Origin of the sequence: Streptomyces sp. AA4, from assembly GCF_000158875.1 — a bacterium.
In the GTDB taxonomy this organism is placed as follows: Bacteria; Actinomycetota; Actinomycetes; order Mycobacteriales; family Pseudonocardiaceae; genus Amycolatopsis.
Map to the genome: position 1 here is coordinate 8,179,312 of NZ_GG657746.1, position 15,605 is coordinate 8,194,916.

The 15,605-nt window shown below is 68.8% G+C and carries 14 protein-coding genes; 4 read left to right on the top strand and 10 right to left on the bottom strand.

What is annotated here, in order from left to right; genetic code table 11:
* Positions 1 to 3: 3 nt before the first annotated feature.
* The 6 genes from SSMG_RS37430 to purD form a co-directional block, all read right to left on the bottom strand.
* Entirely contained in the window at positions 4 to 315 is a 312-nt protein-coding gene (locus tag SSMG_RS37430) for a hypothetical protein (protein ID WP_009084845.1), read from the bottom strand.
* Positions 316 to 503: 188 nt separating this feature from the next.
* Positions 504 to 1,262, bottom strand: coding sequence for an ESX secretion-associated protein EspG (locus SSMG_RS37435; protein WP_009084847.1), 759 nt, complete (start codon positions 1,260 to 1,262; stop codon positions 504 to 506).
* Positions 1,259 to 2,869 (bottom strand): PPE domain-containing protein, encoded by a 1,611-nt coding sequence (locus tag SSMG_RS37440; RefSeq protein ID WP_009084849.1) that lies wholly within the window; start codon positions 2,867 to 2,869, stop codon positions 1,259 to 1,261. Before SSMG_RS37440 ends, SSMG_RS37435 begins: the two co-directional genes overlap by 4 nt.
* Before the next feature lie 9 nt (positions 2,870 to 2,878).
* Positions 2,879 to 3,526, bottom strand: coding sequence for a DUF3558 domain-containing protein (locus SSMG_RS37445; RefSeq protein WP_009084851.1), 648 nt, complete (start codon positions 3,524 to 3,526; stop codon positions 2,879 to 2,881).
* Positions 3,462 to 3,851, bottom strand: a complete 390-nt coding sequence (locus SSMG_RS37450) for a PE domain-containing protein (protein WP_009084852.1) — start codon at positions 3,849 to 3,851, stop codon at positions 3,462 to 3,464. The genes SSMG_RS37445 and SSMG_RS37450 overlap by 65 nt, the downstream gene beginning before the upstream one ends.
* Before the next feature lie 99 nt (positions 3,852 to 3,950).
* Positions 3,951 to 5,210, bottom strand: a complete 1,260-nt coding sequence (gene purD / locus SSMG_RS37455; RefSeq protein WP_009084854.1) for a phosphoribosylamine--glycine ligase — start codon at positions 5,208 to 5,210, stop codon at positions 3,951 to 3,953.
* Between the two features lie 240 nt (positions 5,211 to 5,450).
* Here purD and SSMG_RS37460 point away from each other — a divergent pair, with 240 nt between their 5' ends.
* Positions 5,451 to 6,587 carry a glycerophosphodiester phosphodiesterase gene (locus SSMG_RS37460; RefSeq protein ID WP_009084856.1) on the top strand — a complete coding sequence of 379 codons (1,137 nt, stop codon included), beginning with the start codon at positions 5,451 to 5,453 and terminating at the stop codon, positions 6,585 to 6,587.
* Between the two features lie 66 nt (positions 6,588 to 6,653).
* Here SSMG_RS37460 and SSMG_RS37465 read toward each other — a convergent pair whose 3' ends face one another.
* Positions 6,654 to 7,037, bottom strand: a complete 384-nt coding sequence (locus SSMG_RS37465) for a hypothetical protein (protein ID WP_199786096.1) — start codon at positions 7,035 to 7,037, stop codon at positions 6,654 to 6,656.
* Positions 7,038 to 7,274: 237 nt separating this feature from the next.
* On the opposite strand from SSMG_RS37465, the gene SSMG_RS37470 reads away from it, so the two are divergent.
* Together SSMG_RS37470 and SSMG_RS37475 are read left to right on the top strand one after the other, a co-directional pair.
* Positions 7,275 to 8,810 carry an amino acid permease gene (locus SSMG_RS37470; RefSeq protein ID WP_009084860.1) on the top strand — a complete coding sequence of 512 codons (1,536 nt, stop codon included), beginning with the start codon at positions 7,275 to 7,277 and terminating at the stop codon, positions 8,808 to 8,810.
* A 1,064-nt stretch (positions 8,811 to 9,874) separates the two neighbouring features.
* Positions 9,875 to 11,512 (top strand): Na+/H+ antiporter, encoded by a 1,638-nt coding sequence (locus tag SSMG_RS37475; protein ID WP_037716175.1) that lies wholly within the window; start codon positions 9,875 to 9,877, stop codon positions 11,510 to 11,512.
* Here SSMG_RS37475 and SSMG_RS37480 read toward each other — a convergent pair.
* A complete protein-coding gene (locus SSMG_RS37480; RefSeq protein ID WP_009084864.1) occupies positions 11,493 to 12,395 on the bottom strand; it encodes a TIGR03564 family F420-dependent LLM class oxidoreductase in 903 nt (300 codons plus the stop codon). The genes SSMG_RS37475 and SSMG_RS37480 overlap by 20 nt on opposite strands.
* A gap of 149 nt (positions 12,396 to 12,544) precedes the next feature.
* On the opposite strand from SSMG_RS37480, the gene SSMG_RS37485 reads away from it, so the two are divergent.
* Positions 12,545 to 13,042 (top strand): OsmC family protein, encoded by a 498-nt coding sequence (locus SSMG_RS37485; protein ID WP_009084866.1) that lies wholly within the window; start codon positions 12,545 to 12,547, stop codon positions 13,040 to 13,042.
* Positions 13,043 to 13,051: 9 nt separating this feature from the next.
* On the opposite strand, the gene SSMG_RS37490 is transcribed toward SSMG_RS37485, so the two are convergent.
* Both SSMG_RS37490 and SSMG_RS37495 read right to left on the bottom strand, forming a co-directional pair.
* Positions 13,052 to 14,275, bottom strand: coding sequence for a pentapeptide repeat-containing protein (locus SSMG_RS37490; RefSeq protein ID WP_009084868.1), 1,224 nt, complete (start codon positions 14,273 to 14,275; stop codon positions 13,052 to 13,054).
* 40 nt (positions 14,276 to 14,315) lie between these two features.
* Entirely contained in the window at positions 14,316 to 15,602 is a 1,287-nt protein-coding gene (locus SSMG_RS37495) for an adenylosuccinate synthase (protein ID WP_009084870.1), read from the bottom strand.
* Positions 15,603 to 15,605 lie beyond the last annotated feature (3 nt).

Below are 15,605 nucleotides of genomic sequence, written 5' to 3' on the forward strand. Positions count from 1 at the left end.
TGCTCAGCGGTCTTCGTGGACGGTCAGGTCGGTCTTGTGGACCTGATCGGTTTCCTGGATCAGCCCGGCCGCCTTCTTGAGAATGAAGCTGGTCGCCTCCATCAGCTTCCCGGCCGCGTCGAACTCGCTGTGCACGCCCTGCTTGAACGTGCCGACCGCGCCGTGCACGTCCTTGGAGCCGCCCATCGTGCCGAACGGGCTCTCGTGCTCCTCGTCAACGCCGGTGAGGTGCTTCTTGGACTTTTCGAACTCGTCCTTCAGCTTCTCCACGTTCCTGGCGGCAATGGCCATGGAATCCGGGTCGTAGACAGGCACCGTTCGTCATCCCCTTCGCGACACTCGCTTCCCGACCAGTTCAGACGTTCCCCTGACCGGTTCGGTTCCCGTGCTTACTCTAAGACTTCGGACGCGTGCCGTGTGCAGTTCTGTCCGACTCGCGGCCGCGAACCCCCGGACCGGGTTAGAGCCGGGGCGAAACGGGAGAAAACGGTCCGCCCAAGGCATCAAATCGCGGCCTGCAACTCCCGCACCCGCTCCGCCAGCACCGCGTTGTCCGCCGGGCTCACCGTCGCCCACGTATGGCCGTCCGAATCGTCGGTCAACTGGAACAGATACCGCCCGGAATCGGTGTCGTAAAACGCCGCCACATGCGGTGACCGGCGCACCGTCCCGTCCCGCAGGACCCGTTCCGCGCAGAACTGGCCGCGGGCGGCCTGTCCCATCAGCATGCCCGCCAGTTCCTGCGCTTCCCACAACGCCACGCCCCGGTCTTCCAACGCCGTGACCAGCGCTTTCGGCTCCCCGGCGGCAGCCGCGTCGGCCGCGACCAGCGTGCTGTGCGGCACCGAGACCGACTGGCCGACGCCCGGGTCGAGCGATCCGGCCACCGACACCACGGCGTCGGCGAGCGCACTCGCGTCCGCGGGGATCAGCCACACCTCGTCCCGGTCGACCACCGCGAGCACGGCCTGGCTGCCCCGGCTCACCGCGCGGCCGTGGATCTCGCGGTCCGCCCACACCCAGACGTCCACCGCTTCCCGCGGACGCGCCAGCAAATGCAGCTGGTCAAGCACCGTCCCAGAGGGACGGCGGCCGCGCGCCAGCCGTCGCTGCGCGAGGGAATCCCAGACGGACTCGATCAGCTCGGCCCGTTCGGTGTGCGTGCGGCCCGGCGACGGAACCGCGAGCGCGGCCGGGCGTCCGCCCAGCTCCAGCGATTCCCACAGCACATCGAATTCGAGGGCGGTCAGTACCAGGTTCACGGCCGGCGCACGTCTCCCGTGCCGTCGCCGAGGACGTCGCGCGTCACCATCCGGCCGTCGGCGAACAGGTCCTTGTCGTCGACGCCGAAACGGCGCACGTGCTCCTCGTCGCTTTCCTGCGGAGCGGCTTCGGAAAGGTATTTGGCGTCCCCGCCACCCGATTTCGGCGCGATTTGCTCGGCTTTCCGCAACGCGACGGCTTCTTCCTCGGGAAGCTCGTCCACCGGCAACGGCCGGACCAACCCCTTCGGCTGGCTTTCCTGTGCGCGGCCTTGCCTTTCGCGGTCTCCGGATAGCGCACCACCGGCTACTCCCGCGCCCAAAGCCGCCGCGCCCGCCCCGATTTCTCCGGGTGACGCGCCGCCTCCGCGCGGGGTGGGGGCGGTGCCGGGGGTTTCCGCGACGGGGGCTGCCGGTGCCTGCGGGGCACTGCCGACCAGCCGACCTCGTTGCAGTGCTTGGTTTTCGTGCCCGCTGCCGGAGTAGCTGCCCCCGCCCGAGCCGCCGACCGCGGCACGACCGGATCCGCTTGCGCCGCCAAGACTTTCGGCGCTGCCCACAGTTCCTCGGTTGACCGGCGCGCTTTCCTGCCCGCTGCCAGTCCCACGAGGACCGGTCGGCAGGAATGTGCCGGACTCGCCGGGCCGCATTCCGCCCGGACTCCGCGTCCCGCCGGAGGGGCCTGGCCCGCCCGAAGTGGTTGGCGCGCTGGGGATTCCCGGTCCGCCGGTCGGAACTGACCGCGGCGGGTTACCACGGGGTCCCTGCTCCCAGCCCGCGGGCGGAGGCGAAGACGGCGGCACGTAACTGGCCGCGACCACCGGCGCGGCTGGCCGAGGCGCCGGTGCCGGCGAAGCCGTGCCGTACCCGGGCGTCGGCGGATCCCCCACCGGAGCGGCCGGAGGAGCCGGGGGCGGCGGCGGGGGAACGTACTGCGACTTCACCGACGCCGCGGCGGGCCGCACCTGGCCGTCCGGCGTCACCTCGACCGCCGCGGCCGCGCGGTCGACCGGGCTCGGCCCGCTGCCGGGCTGGACCATCGTGAGCGACTGCGGCTGCCCCAGCGGTTCGGTGGACAGCAGGTTTTCGCCGCTCTGCTGGGCGTAAGCGTTCAACGCCTCGACCGCTTGGCCGCGCGCGTTGTCCGCGGCCTGCACCTGAGCCGCGTGGTCGGTCTCGAAACCGAGGAAGCTCGCCACCGAATCGAGGAGCGTGAGGCTCTCCGCGCCTTTGCGCACCGCGGCCGGGTCGGGCAGCTTGTACTTGGTGCGATTGAACGCTTCTCCTTGCGCGAAAAGCATTTCCGCCGTGTGCGCGACCTTCTGCATCGCGTCCTGCGAGAAGCCCGCCTGGTCCGACAGTACCTGCCCGGCCTGTCCGCCCGCCTGGCTCTGCCATTCGACGCCGAGCTTCGCCAGCTGCTCGCGCAGGGTGTGGTCGGTGCCCGCGAGCGCGGTCGCGATTTCGCGCAGCGCCTCAACCGCGGTGGCGATGCTGGCGATGCCGTCGCCGGTGCCGAATTTCTCGATCTCGTCGGCGATGGCGGTGTCGGTCCACCCGTCGAAACGGTGGTCGCGGATCCTGCCCGCGAGTTCGGAGATCTCCACGCGCCCTCCCTAGGTCCGGTTCTTCAGGCCCTGCACGGCCAGGCCGGCGGCCTGGGTGGCGATGTCGCACAACTGCGGCTGGCTGAACGCGCCCGCGGTGACCGCGAACTCCTGTGCCGCCATGGTCTGTCCCGCGGCGACGCCGACGAGCACTTCGCAGTCGGCCGGCGTGCCCGCCGCGCGGTAGTTCGTGATCGCCGGATAGCCCTCGACGCTGGTGGCCGCGGTGGTCATGCTGTTCTTGCGCCGCGATCCGGTGAGCCATTCCTGCACGTCCGCGTTGACGATCCGCAGGTGCAACGCGTGGAACGGTTCGGTCTTGTCCGAATCGAACACGCAGGTCGGACCGTCCTTCGGCTCGGCGGCCTTGCGCGGCACGCTCGTCACCTTCAGCAGGTCGAGCTGCGCCTGACCCAGCAAGTCGCACGGATCGGTCCCGGCGATCGGCAAATCCGACGGCCGCTGCGGCAAAGCGGCCGCTTTCGTCTGCTGCGCCAGGGAACTCATCGCGGGCTGTACGGGGTACGCGGTGCCTTGCTCGCCTGACGAGCAGCCTGCGACCCCGAGTACCGCGACAACGGCGAGGATCGGCTTAGTGGATGCCGTGCGCACCGCGGTCCCCGAAAGCCGCGGCCTTGTCCGCGTCGCTGGCCTCATACGTCTTCGCTGCTTCGCGCAACTGTCCGACAAGCTTGTGCAGATTGGCGACGTACGCACGCACCTGCGCGGCGTACGACTGATCGCCTTCCGCGACAACCGTGTTCCACGCAGCCATCGCGTTCACGCTCACCGTGTCCGACGAAGGAGTGTCGACGCGCAGCTCGCCCAGCCGCGTGAGCAACTTGTCTTCGAGCGCGCTGACCTGCTCGTCGACCACCCGCGCGACCTCGAGCAGCTTCGCCGGCTCGACCACGATGTCCGCCACGCCCGGCGCTGCCGGAACCGACGAAGCCAGGTCGGTGAGCGGTGTGCTTTCCGGCATGCGCTAACCCCTCCCGTGATACGGACGGTGACCGTACGGACCCGTTTCGAGGCTACCAACCGGCGCGTGAACCCGAGGCGAACTTCGTGGAGAACCTGTTCAGGCGGGAGTGCTTATTTCCCCGTTGGCCGCGCGCAGTGCGATATCGGTGCGATGGTGCGAGCCAGCGAGGTGTACGCGCTCGACAGTCTCGTACGCGTGCTTACGCGCCGCCTTAAGCGACTTACCGGTGCCAACGACCGACAGCACGCGGCCGCCAGCCGAGATCACCGCACCGTCGTCGCGACGCCGCGTACCCGCGTGAAGGACGCCTTCGATCTCTCCGCCGGTGATGACGTCGCCAGTGCGCGGCTTGCCCGGGTACCCGTCCGCAGCGATCACGACGGTGACCGCGGCCCCGTTCGACCACTCCAGCGGCGGCAGCTCGGCCAGCTTCCCGGTGGCGGTCGCGTTCAGCACAGTCACCAGCGACGTACGCAGCAGCGCGAGCACAACCTGCGTCTCGGGGTCGCCGAAGCGGCAGTTGAACTCGATCACCTGCGGGCCTTCCGAGGTGAGCGCGAGCCCGGCGTAAAGAAGGCCGGAGAACGGGCTGCCCCGGTCGGCGAGTTCGTCCACCACCGGCTGCACGATCCGCGCGACGACGTCGTCCACCAGGCCCTCGGGCGCCCACGGCAACGGTGCGTACGCGCCCATGCCGCCGGTGTTCGGGCCGGTGTCGCCGTCGCCGACGCGCTTGAAGTCCTGCGCGGGCAGCATCGGCACCACGGTGCGGCCGTCGACGAAGCAGAACAGCGAGGCCTCCGGACCGTCCAAAAAGGACTCCAGCAGAACCGGGTGGCCGCCGTCGAGCAGCATCAGCGCGTGCTTGCGCGCGACCTCGACGTCCTGCGTCACGACCACGCCCTTGCCGGCGGCGAGACCGTCATCCTTCACGACCCAGGTAGGCCCGAAGCGCTGAAGCGCGGCGTCGAGACGCGCGGGAGTGTCGACGACCTCACTGCGAGCCGTCGGGACCTTCGCGGCCGCCATGACGTCCTTCGCGAACGCCTTCGACCCCTCGATGCGCGCGGCCGCGGCAGACGGCCCGAAGCAGGCGATGCCGGCTTCGCGCACCGCGTCGGCGACGCCCGCGACGAGCGGCACCTCCGGCCCGATCACGACGAGGTCGGCCTTCCACTCCTTGGCCAGGGCCGCGACAGCTTCCGGCTCGGCGAGCTCGACCCCGAGCTGCTCCGCGACCGCAGTCGTGCCGGCGTTGCCGGGGGCGCAAGCGAGCGCCGTGACCGCGGGGTCGCCTGCCACCGCGAGGACGAGTGCATGCTCCCGGGCGCCGGAGCCGATTACCAGTACGCGCACGCGGGACAGCGTAACGGTGCGTGTCGCGCCGCGGCAGCGCGCCGTCCGCGACCCCGGCCCGGACCAGGTGCGCGACTGGTCCGGTGCCGGTCGCGCAGTGTCCGGATTAGGCCGCCATCCACCGTTTACCCGGTTGTCAACCGCTCGTCCGGCTGGTGCCGCGCGCCCGACGCTTGCGGCGGTGAGGGTGACGCGGTAGTCGTGGCGAGCTGCGGATCGCCCGGTAGAGAAAGGTCCCCCATGAAGCGCAAACGCCTCGGCGTGCTCGCCCTGTCCGGTCTGGCCCTGCTCGGCGTCGCGGGTCTCGCGATCGGCCCGGCCTCCGCGAGCGAGGAGACGGCCGCGGGTGCGGCCGCCCACGGTCCCCGGCACGATGGCCCGGTGATCGTCGGACACCGGGGAGCGCCCGGCTACCGCCCGGAGCACACGCTCGCGTCGTACGAACTCGCCTGGCGGATGGGCGTGGACTACGTCGACGTCGACCTGGTGCCGACCAAGGACGGCCAGCTCGTCGCCCGGCACGAGCCGGAGATCAGCGGCACCACCGACGTCGCGGCCCATCCCGAGTTCGCCTCGCGCAAGACGACGAAGGTGATCGACGGAACCAAGATGACCGGCTGGTTCACCGAGGACTTCACTCTCGCCGAACTGAAGACGCTCTACGCGAAGGAGCGGATCCCGCAGAACCGGCCGAACAACCAGCTCTACGACGGCCGCTACCGGATCGCGACGTACCAGGAGGTGCTCGACCTGACCCGGCGGCTCGGCCACGAACTGCACCGGACCCTGGGCACCTACCCCGAGGTCAAGCACTCGACGTACTTCAGCTCGATCGGGAACCCGACGGAGCCGAAGCTCGTGTCGATCCTCAACCGCAACGGCCTGAACCGCCCGAACGCGCCGGTGATCATCCAGTCGTTCGAGGTGTCGAACCTGCAGGCGCTGAGCAAGCAGGTGCGAGTGCCGCTGCTGCAGCTGACCGAGGCGAAGGGCGCTCCGGCGGACTTCGTCGCGAAGGGCGACAAGCGCACGTACGCGGACCTGGTGACGCCCGCCGGTCTGCGCGAAATCGCGAAGTACGCGAAGTACCTCGGCCCGGAGAAGGGCCAGATCATCCCGCGCGACGCGCAGGACAACCTCGGCAAGCCGACCACGCTGATCGCCGACGCGCACCGCGCCGGTCTCGAGGTGCAGCCCTACACCTTCCGCAACGAAAACCCGTTCCTCCCGGCGAACCTGCGCTCCTCGGCCAGCCCGAGCGCGTACGGCAACGTGTTCGCGGAGGAGGCGGCGTTCTTGAAGGCCGGGGTCGACGGATTCTTCGCCGACCAGCCGGACACCGCGCTGGAATCGGTGCGGGACTTCGTCGGTCGCTGAGTTTTCTCTGGTTTCTCCTGGCCCGCCGGTGACCTTCGGGTCACCGGCGGGCTTTTTCGCGGCTGTTCAATCGTTGCGCCGATGGAGCGCGCCGCGAAGCTCGCGAGCGATGGTTCGCTGCAATCGCCGCAGGATCACGATCGTCTCCTCGTCCGAGAAGCCGGTGGTTGTCGACCAGTCAATGCCGGAGCCGAACACGTCGCTGGCGAAGACGATTTCGGTAGCCACCACTATCCGCCGCCAGTCCCCAGCGCTGAGCGGATCGCCAGCGATGAGTGCTGCCCGCAGCCGGCTCCCGTCCTCGTGCAAATCAGCCACGCTCTGGAAGCCCATCGCCACTGCGAGCGCCTCAGTGCAACGCGCCGGCCCACCCCACTCATCCAGTCCGCAACGCAGCACTTTGCGCTCTTCGTCGGCCAGTTCGATCGCGACCAGCTCTTCGGCGTTCACTCGCTGATCATCGCCTGCGCACTCAGTCACCCCAGAGACGACCTGTTCGAGTGATGCGCACTCGAACAATTGTTCGAGATACTCGTCTCATGTTGATCACCCAAACCCGAGCCGCCCTGCGCCGTTCGGAGGAGCTTCCGTCCAGCGACCAGCGAAACCTTGACACCCGCGAACGGAGAGGGCTAACTTCTGCGCACTCTCAATGGTCTGTCCGCATACCTTTCAGGTGGGTGCCCGATGGATGTCTCCGACCAGCAGACCGGACAACCCGACGAAGACAGCGCTCGCCTGCACGCGCTCGGCTACGCGCAGGAACTCAAACGCACGATGTCGGCGTTCTCGAACTTCGCCGTGTCGTTCACGATCATCTCGATCCTGTCCGGCTGCCTCACGCTGTACGGCTTCGGCATGAAGACCGGCGGCCCGGCGGCGATGATCTGGGGCTGGCCGCTGGTCGGGCTGTTCGTGGTGCTGGTCGGGCTGGGCATGGCGGAAGTGTGCTCGAGCTACCCGACCGCGGGCGGACTCTATTACTGGGCCGCGAAACTGGCGACCCGCAACGGTCCGGCGTGGTCGTGGTTCACCGGCTGGTTCAACCTGATCGGACAGATCGCGGTCACCGCGGGCATCGACTTCGGCGCCGCGCTCTTCCTCAACGCGTTCCTCGACCTGCAGTGGGGCTTCAGCGCGACGCCGGGGCACACGATCTTGTTGCTGGCCATCATTCTCGTCGTGCACGGGGTGCTGAACACCTTCGGCGTGCGAGTGGTGGCAGTGCTGAACAGCGTCAGCGTGTGGTGGCATCTGCTGGGCGTGCTGGTGATCGTCGGCGTGCTCGTGTTCGTGCCGGCGAAGCATCAGCAAGCGTCGTTCGTGTTCGGCAGCTTCGTGAACCAGACCGGCTGGGGTTCCGCGCCCTACGTGTTCTTGCTCGGTTTGCTGCTGGCGCAGTACACCCTCACTGGCTACGACGCCTCGGCGCACATGACGGAGGAAACCAAGAACGCCGCGAAAGCGGGCCCGCGCGGGATCATCAACTCGATCCTCGTGTCATTGGTCGCGGGCTGGATCCTGTTGATCGGCCTGACGTTCGCGATCCAGGACTACGACGGAGCCGTCAACTCTGCCACCGGCGTCCCGCCCGCCCAGATCTTCATCGACGCGACCGGCGCGGTGACCGGCAAATTCCTGCTCCTGATCTGCATCGGCGCACAACTGTTCTGCGGCATGGCCTCGGTGACCGCGAACTCCCGCATGATCTACGCCTTCGCCCGCGACGGCGCGATCCCGGGTTCGAAGATCTGGCACAACATCAACAAACGAACCCAAACCCCGACCAACGCAGTCTGGCTAGCGGCGGGCGGGGCACTGGTGCTGGCGCTGCCGTACCTGTGGAGCGCGACTGCGTACGCCGCAGTCACCTCGATCGCGACAGTGGGCCTGTACGTCGCGTACGTGATCCCGGTCTTCCTCCGCGTCCGCCGCGGCGACAGCTTCGAGAAGGGCCCGTGGAACCTGGGCCGCTGGGGCAAACCCATCGGCATCGTCGCGACGGCGTGGGTCGTGGTGATCTTCGTGCTCTTCATGCTGCCCCAAGCAAGCCCCATCACGGTCGACACGTTCAACTACACGCCGATCGCCTTCCTGGTAGTCCTGGGCGGAGCGGCCCTGTGGTGGGTCCTGTCGGCGCGGAAGTGGTTCACCGGCCCGAAGGTGCAAGGCTCGGCGGAGGAATTGGCCGCGGTGGAAAGGGAACTGAAGGAACTCGGCTGATCCGGAGGACACCCGAGACCGCGGACCGTTCTCCGCCCGCCATCGCTCAATCCGACCGCGTGGTCTGGCATTTCGCGGTCCGGCATTGCACGGTCCGGAATTGCACGGCCCGGAATTGCACGGCCCGGAATTGCGCGGTCCAGCGTTGCCGGGTGCTCCGGCGTTGCTCCGCTGCGAGTACCTGAGCGAAGCCTCCGAAGGGGAGTCTGTTCAGCCGGGCGCCGCCCACAACTCCGGTCGACCCCGCCGCCGCAGCGCCGCAACGCGTCTGCCCTGCATGCCTCGGTGCGGCCCTATGCCGCACCACCGGGCGACGTTGCCCGCCGCTGCCCACCAAGCCGACTCAATGCCTACCGACCCCCGCCCCCGGCAACTCGCCGTCGCGCCAATGCCGGTTGGCGATTCCCTTCGTCCACGACTCTGCCCAGGGCACCACGTCCACCGTCCACTACCGCTGCAACACCGGGCCGCCTTCCGCCTGCCGACTAACTCTCGCAGGCGCTGTCCCGAAAGGAGGATCCTCCCAGCGCTCGCCAACGCCACCAGCCAACCGCCGCCGAGCCGACTCCGCCCGCTGGGAAAGGCCCATGACCGCACCACGAAGCCCACCGGCAAGCCGTCCGCCGCCGCTACCTGGCCCGCGCAGCTCGCCCCCGAGGCACCAGCGACCCGGACTGGCCATCACACCCCGAGCCGCCAGCAACCCGGGCCGCCCACCTCACCTTGAGGCACCCGCGGGCGGACCGTCCACCACACCTCGATGCACCCGTGATCCGGCCCCTTCACCTCGATGCACCCGCGATCCGGTCCGCCCACCACACCTCGACGGCACCCACAACCCGGCCCGCCCACCTCACCTCGACGCACCGGCGAGCCGGACCGTCCACCACACCCCGACGCACCCACAACCCCGCCCGCCCACCTCACCCTGAGCCGCCCGCGAACCGGACCGGCCACACCTCGAGCCGCCCGCGACACGGCCCGTCCACCCCACCCCGAAGGGAGGTCCGACACGAACCCACACCATCCGCGTCTCGTCCGGACCATGAGTCAAGATGCGAAGCATGGAGACCTTGACGCTGGTCGGCGTGCTCGCCGGGTCGCTGGGGCTGACTGCGGTCGCCCGGCGGTTCAACCTGTCCGCGCCGCTGCTCATCGTGGTGGTCGGGCTGGGGATCGCGCTGATCCCGGGTGTTCCGCGGGTCGAGCTGGAGCCTGAGCTGATCCTGACCGTCGTGTTGCCGCCGTTGCTGTACTCGACGTCGCTGGAGAGTTCGATCTCCCACTTTCGTGCGAACTTGCGGCCGATCATCACGCTCGGCGTGCTGCTCGTGGTGGCCACCGCGTTCGTGATCGCGTTCGTCGTGCATCTGCTGCTGCCCGATTTGCCGTGGGCTTCGGCACTGGTGCTCGGGGCGGTCGTGTCTCCGCCGGACGCGGTGACGGCTGTCGCGATCGGGCGGCGGCTTGGGCTGCCTCGGGGCGTGATGACGGTGCTCACCGGCGAAAGTCTGGTCAACGACGCGGCCGCGCTCACGCTGTACAAGGTCGCGCTCGCGGCGGTGGCCGGGACGGCCGGGTCGCTCGGGCACGGGTTCGCGGTCTTCGCCGTCGCGACGGTGGTCGGCATTCTGGTCGGGCTGGTCGCGGGCGGGGTCGTCGAGCTGATCCGCACGCGGCTGGACGATCCGTTGCTCGAATCGGCGTTCGGGATCGTGGTGCCGTTCGCGGCGTACGTCACCGCGGAGCACCTGCATCCGTTCGGCGCGGAGTTCAGCGGGTCGGGCGTGCTGGCGGTCGTCACGGCGGGGCTGTTCCTCGGCCACCGGTCGTTGCGGGCGTCGCCGGCGACGAGGGTGCAGGACCGGTCTGTCTGGGCGTCGATCGACGTCATGCTCGAGGCGCTGGTGTTCGCGTTGATGGCGCTGCAACTGCCGTTCGTGCTCGACGGGGCGTCGCATGCCGCGCGGGACAACGGGACGCTCGCGTTGTCCGCGGTCGTCGTGTTGCTCGCGACGATGTTCGTGCGGATTCCGGCCGTCTTCCTGTCCAGTTACCTGCCTCGGTCACTGCAACTGCTCCGACGCACCAAGCACGATCCGCCGGCCTGGCGTTCGTTGGCGGTGATCTCTTGGACCGGCATGCGCGGCGTCGTGACCATCGCCGCCGCGTCCGGGGTGCCGGCGGGTACGCCTGGGCGGGCGGAGATTCAGCTGTTCGCGTTCGCCGTCGCGGTCGGGACCGTGTTGATCCAGGGGCTCACGCTGCCGCCGTTGATTCGGCTGCTCAAGGTCCAGGACCCCGACGAGGACGCTCGTGACCAGGCGGAAGAACTGGCCGCGCGCAAGGTCGCGCAGAAAGCCGCGCACGAGCGGCTGCGCGAGCTTGCCCGCGACCAACTGTCCACTTTGGACATCGAGCCGGAGAAGATGAAGCGGCTCGAACAACGGCTGGAACGCGTGGTGGACACCCGTTACCGGTTCGCGCAGGCCGCGATCACGCTGTCCGGCGAGGAACGGCGCGACAGTCCGCAGGCGCAATTCGCCAAGGCGCGGCGGGAACTCCTCATCACCCAGCGGGCGGCGATGATCGAGGAGAACCGCGCCGGCCGCTTGGACGACGACGTCCTGCAGAAGGTCCTGCGGGAACTCGATCTGGAGGAAATGTCCGTAACGACAACCCTTACGAACCGGATGAGTTGAGCTCGCCCGTCAGCCGCCAGGTGCGGCGGCGGTCCTCGTCGGTGTGCAGGGCGGTCTGGGTGAGCAACACGTCGGTTGCGCCCGCGTCGAAGTAGCGCTGCACTCCGGCGGCGACCGTCTCCTCGTCGCCGATCAGCACCAATTCCGCCGCGTTTTCGACGCCGCCCTCTTTCAGCACGCGCTGATACGACGGGATCGAACCGTAGAAGCCGAGTTCCTGGGCCGCACGTTCGCGCACCGCCTCGACGTCGCTCGTCACCACGGCCGGAACCGCGGCGATCACTCGCTTGCCGGGGCCGATCCCGGGCACGATCAGGTTCGAGAGAGCGCGCGGGCTGGCCAGATAGGGCAGCGTGCCGTCGGCCAGTTCGCCAGTAACCCGCAACGCTTGCGGGCCCATCGCGGCGACGAGCACCGAAATCGGCGTGGCCGGCGCGGGCTCCGACAGATGCACCTCCACCGTCGAACCGGTGAAGTCGACTTGTTCCCCGGCGAACAGCGCGCGCAAAACGGTCAGGTACTCGCGCAGGTGCCGCACCGGGGGCGGATACGGCGTGCCATAGACGGGTTCGAGGAAGTTCTTCGCACCGAGACCGATGCCGAGGGTGAACCGCCCGTCGGTCACCTCACTCGCCGTGCGCGCGGCGGCGGCCAGAACCAGCGGGTGTCGCGGGTAAATCGGCACGACGGAGGTGCCGATCTCGACCCGGGAAGTCACCTGCCCGGCCAGCGCGGCCACTGCCAGCGCGTCGTGGCCGCTGGGCAACTGGGCGAACCAGATCGACGCCGCGCCCGCCTCCTCAGCCTCGCGTGCTTGGTTCAGCACTTCGGTCACCGTGATGGGGTCCCGCGGCAGGGCGGGCAAGGTCAGTCCGACGCTCATACCTTCAAATTATTCAGGCGCGGCACCGGTTTCTCAGCAGCCGAAACAAGCATCCGGCTTTGTGCCAGCCGCGTTCTCAGCCGACGAGAGCCCCTGCCGATCAGGCACCCAAACCGCACCCTGGACGCCCGACGACCCCAGGAGGACCGATGTCACTGACCGACGTCATCGACGGCACCCGGCAAGCCGTGCAGACCGACCGGCGCAACGCGGCGGTGTCGTTCAGCGTCGACCACGCGCTGGCCGCGAACACCGCGACGGTGGTGGACGTCCGGGTCCGCGACCACGCGTTCACCGTGGACGAGCCGCCCGTCCTCGGCGGCACCGACAAGGCGGCGAACCCGGTCGAGTACGCGCTCGCCGCGCTCGGGTCCTGCCAGGTGATCACGTACCAGTTCTGGGCGGCCCGGCTCGGCATTCCGCTCGACTCGGTGCGCGTGAAGGTCGACGGCGACCTGGACCTGCACGGCTTCTTCGGCTTCGACGAATCGACCCGGCCCGGTTTCAGCGACGTGCGAGTCTCGGTGGAACTCGACGGCCCGGCCGCGCCCGAGGCCTACGAACAGCTCCGCCGCGCGGTGGACGAACACTGCCCGGTGCTCGACCTGTTCCGCAACCCGACCCCAGTCAGCACAACGGTTCTCTGAGCGCTCGCATCACGACGGATCCAGTTCGCCGCGATAGGCGAAAGTCCCGTCGGCGGAAACGCTCCACCGGTCGGGCAGTGTCGGCTCTTCGGCCAACTGCCCGGCCCGGGCGCCTTGGAAGTTGAAGCGGGTACCGGGAAATTCGTTCCACGACATCGTATCGCCGACATACTCGTCACTCGGCTCGCTCAGCTTCGGCGGCTGATCGAACTCGATGAATTGCGCGAACTCCCCGTCGCGGAAATCGCACCTTCCGCAAAACTCCACGCGATGAAACCCGGCTCCGCCAAGGAATCGCACGCCGGGCGACAAGAGGTGCCAGCCGAACCGCGTCGCCGTGAAGACGGCTCGGTCGAGAAACTTCGCCCCGGAGAAGCTCGCCATCCGGTCGAAGTCGGAATGATAGAACCAGACCTCTCCGTGAAAGACAGTTTTGTCGAACCTGGCCACCACTAGGAACTGGGTTCCATGGAACTGGGCGTTGCCGACGGAGCACCGCTGAAGCCTGAAGTCGATCAAGACCGCACGGCTTAGGTCTATATCGCAAGCGCCCCACTTCTCCGGCGAGCCGTCCGCCTCTCGGAGGTGATCCGCCAGCATCTGCTGCGCAGCGAGCCGTACCTGAAGCTCCTCGCGTTCCTGCCGCTCAACATCCGACATGCCGCTTTCCAGCTCGGCCGCTCGCGAGCTTTCGTAATCCCACGAAGGCTCCGGAAACGGCATCCGCAAATACGCGCAAACAACGTTGACGATCGCCTGCCGGAGCGTCGGATTGGCATTGGCCAGCCGTTCCAGCGCATACAGCCCGCCGAGCCGCACCGGGGCCTTGTCCGAACCGATCTGCTCGACAGCTTTGGCGTACAGCTCGGTGATCCGCCGCTCGGTCAGGTCGAACTCGGTCGCGAGCTGGACCCGCTCCCGGTGCCGCTGGTCCTCGGCGGTGGCGGCGATCGTTTCCCTGATCTGGATTTCCGTCGACCGCTGCCGTCGCGCCGCCAGCCACAGCGCGAACGCGCCGCCCGTGCCGACCGCGAGGCTCAGCGCCGTGCGGATGGCGTCCAGTTCAGCCCGGGCCGTGTCCGACGTCGGGGCCGTCGCGACCTGGCTGACCAGCAGCCAGGTCGCCGCCGCGATCAGGACCGCGGTCGCCGCGGCGGCAGCGGCTACCCACCACCACCGCAGCTCCGGCAGCTTCTGCGTCCGAGCGGGACGACCGGCCGCGTCATCTGTCATGCCGCTGTAGTCGACCAGCGGGCCGGCCGATGCAACAGACTCAGGCGAACTCGTGCCGCACGATCGTCTGCTCCCGGCCCGGACCGACGCCGATCGCCGACACCCGGGCGCCGGACAGCTCTTCGATCCGCTCGACGTAAGCGCGCGCGTTGGCGGGCAGTTCGTCGTACGTGCGGCAGTGCGAGATGTCCTCGAACCAGCCCGGCAGCTCTTCGTAGATCGGAACCGCGTGGTGCACGTCGGTCTGGGTCATCGGCATGTCCGAGGTGCGGAAGCCGTCCACCTCGTAGCCGACGCACACCGGGACCTTCTCCAGTCCGGACAGCACGTCCAGCTTGGTCAGGAAGTAGTCGGTGATCCCGTTGACCCGCACCGCGTAGCGGGCGATCACCGCGTCGAACCAGCCGGTGCGCCGCGAGCGGCCGGTGGTGACGCCGAACTCGCCGCCCTGCTTGCGCAGGTACTCGCCGGACTCGTCGTCCAGTTCGGTCGGGAACGGGCCGGAGCCGACGCGGGTCGTGTAGGCCTTCAGGATGCCCAGCACGGTCGTGATGCGGCCCGGGCCGATGCCCGACCCCGCGCTCGCGCCGCCGGACGTCGGGTTCGACGACGTGACGAACGGGTACGTGCCGTGGTCCACGTCGAGCAGCGTGCCCTGCGAGCCCTCCAGCAGGACCGTCTCGCCGCGCTCCAGCGCCTGGTTCAGCTGCAGCCGGGTGTCGGCGATGCGGTGCGCGAACTTCTCGCCCGCCGCGAGCACCTCGTCGGCGACCTGGTCCGCGTCGAGCGCCTTGCGGTTGTAGACCTTGACCAGCACCTGGTTCTTGAACTCCAGCGCCGCCTCGACCTTCTGCCGGAAGATCTTCTCGTCGAGCAGGTCCTGCACGCGGACGCCGACGCGGGCGATCTTGTCCTGGTAGCACGGCCCGATGCCGCGGCCGGTGGTGCCGATCTTGCGGCTGCCCAGGTAGCGCTCGGTGACTTTGTCGATCGCCACGTGGTACGGCATGATCAAGTGCGCGTCGGCCGAGATCAGCAGCTTGCTGGTGTCGACGTCGCGCTCCTCGAGACCGGCCAGCTCGTCCAGCAGCACGCCCGGGTCGATGACCACGCCGTTGCCGATGACGTTCGTCACGCCCGGCGTCAGGATCCCGGACGGGATGAGGTGCAGCGCGAAGTTCTCGCCGTTCGGCAGCACGACCGTGTGGCCCGCGTTGTTGCCGCCCTGGTAGCGGACGACCCACTGGACGCGGTCGCCGAGCAGGTCGGTGGCCTTGCCCTTGCCCTCGTCCCCCCACTGGGCACCGATCAGCACGATGGCCGGCATGTG

Excerpts from the sequence above, each read along its gene's own strand:
- SSMG_RS37450 (WP_009084852.1), bottom strand. The coding sequence starts at position 3,851 with ATGCCGGAAAGCACACCGCTCACCGACCTGGCTTCGTCGGTTCCGGCA.
- SSMG_RS37485 (WP_009084866.1), top strand. The coding sequence starts at position 12,545 with ATGTCACTGACCGACGTCATCGACGGCACCCGGCAAGCCGTGCAGACC.
- SSMG_RS37495 (WP_009084870.1), bottom strand. The coding sequence starts at position 15,602 with ATGCCGGCCATCGTGCTGATCGGTGCCCAGTGGGGGGACGAGGGCAAG.
- SSMG_RS37470 (WP_009084860.1), top strand. The coding sequence starts at position 7,275 with ATGGATGTCTCCGACCAGCAGACCGGACAACCCGACGAAGACAGCGCT.
- SSMG_RS37490 (WP_009084868.1), bottom strand. The coding sequence starts at position 14,275 with ATGACAGATGACGCGGCCGGTCGTCCCGCTCGGACGCAGAAGCTGCCG.
- SSMG_RS37460 (WP_009084856.1), top strand. The coding sequence starts at position 5,451 with ATGAAGCGCAAACGCCTCGGCGTGCTCGCCCTGTCCGGTCTGGCCCTG.
- SSMG_RS37475 (WP_037716175.1), top strand. The coding sequence starts at position 9,875 with ATGGAGACCTTGACGCTGGTCGGCGTGCTCGCCGGGTCGCTGGGGCTG.
- SSMG_RS37445 (WP_009084851.1), bottom strand. The coding sequence starts at position 3,526 with ATGAGGCCAGCGACGCGGACAAGGCCGCGGCTTTCGGGGACCGCGGTG.
- SSMG_RS37480 (WP_009084864.1), bottom strand. The coding sequence starts at position 12,395 with ATGAGCGTCGGACTGACCTTGCCCGCCCTGCCGCGGGACCCCATCACG.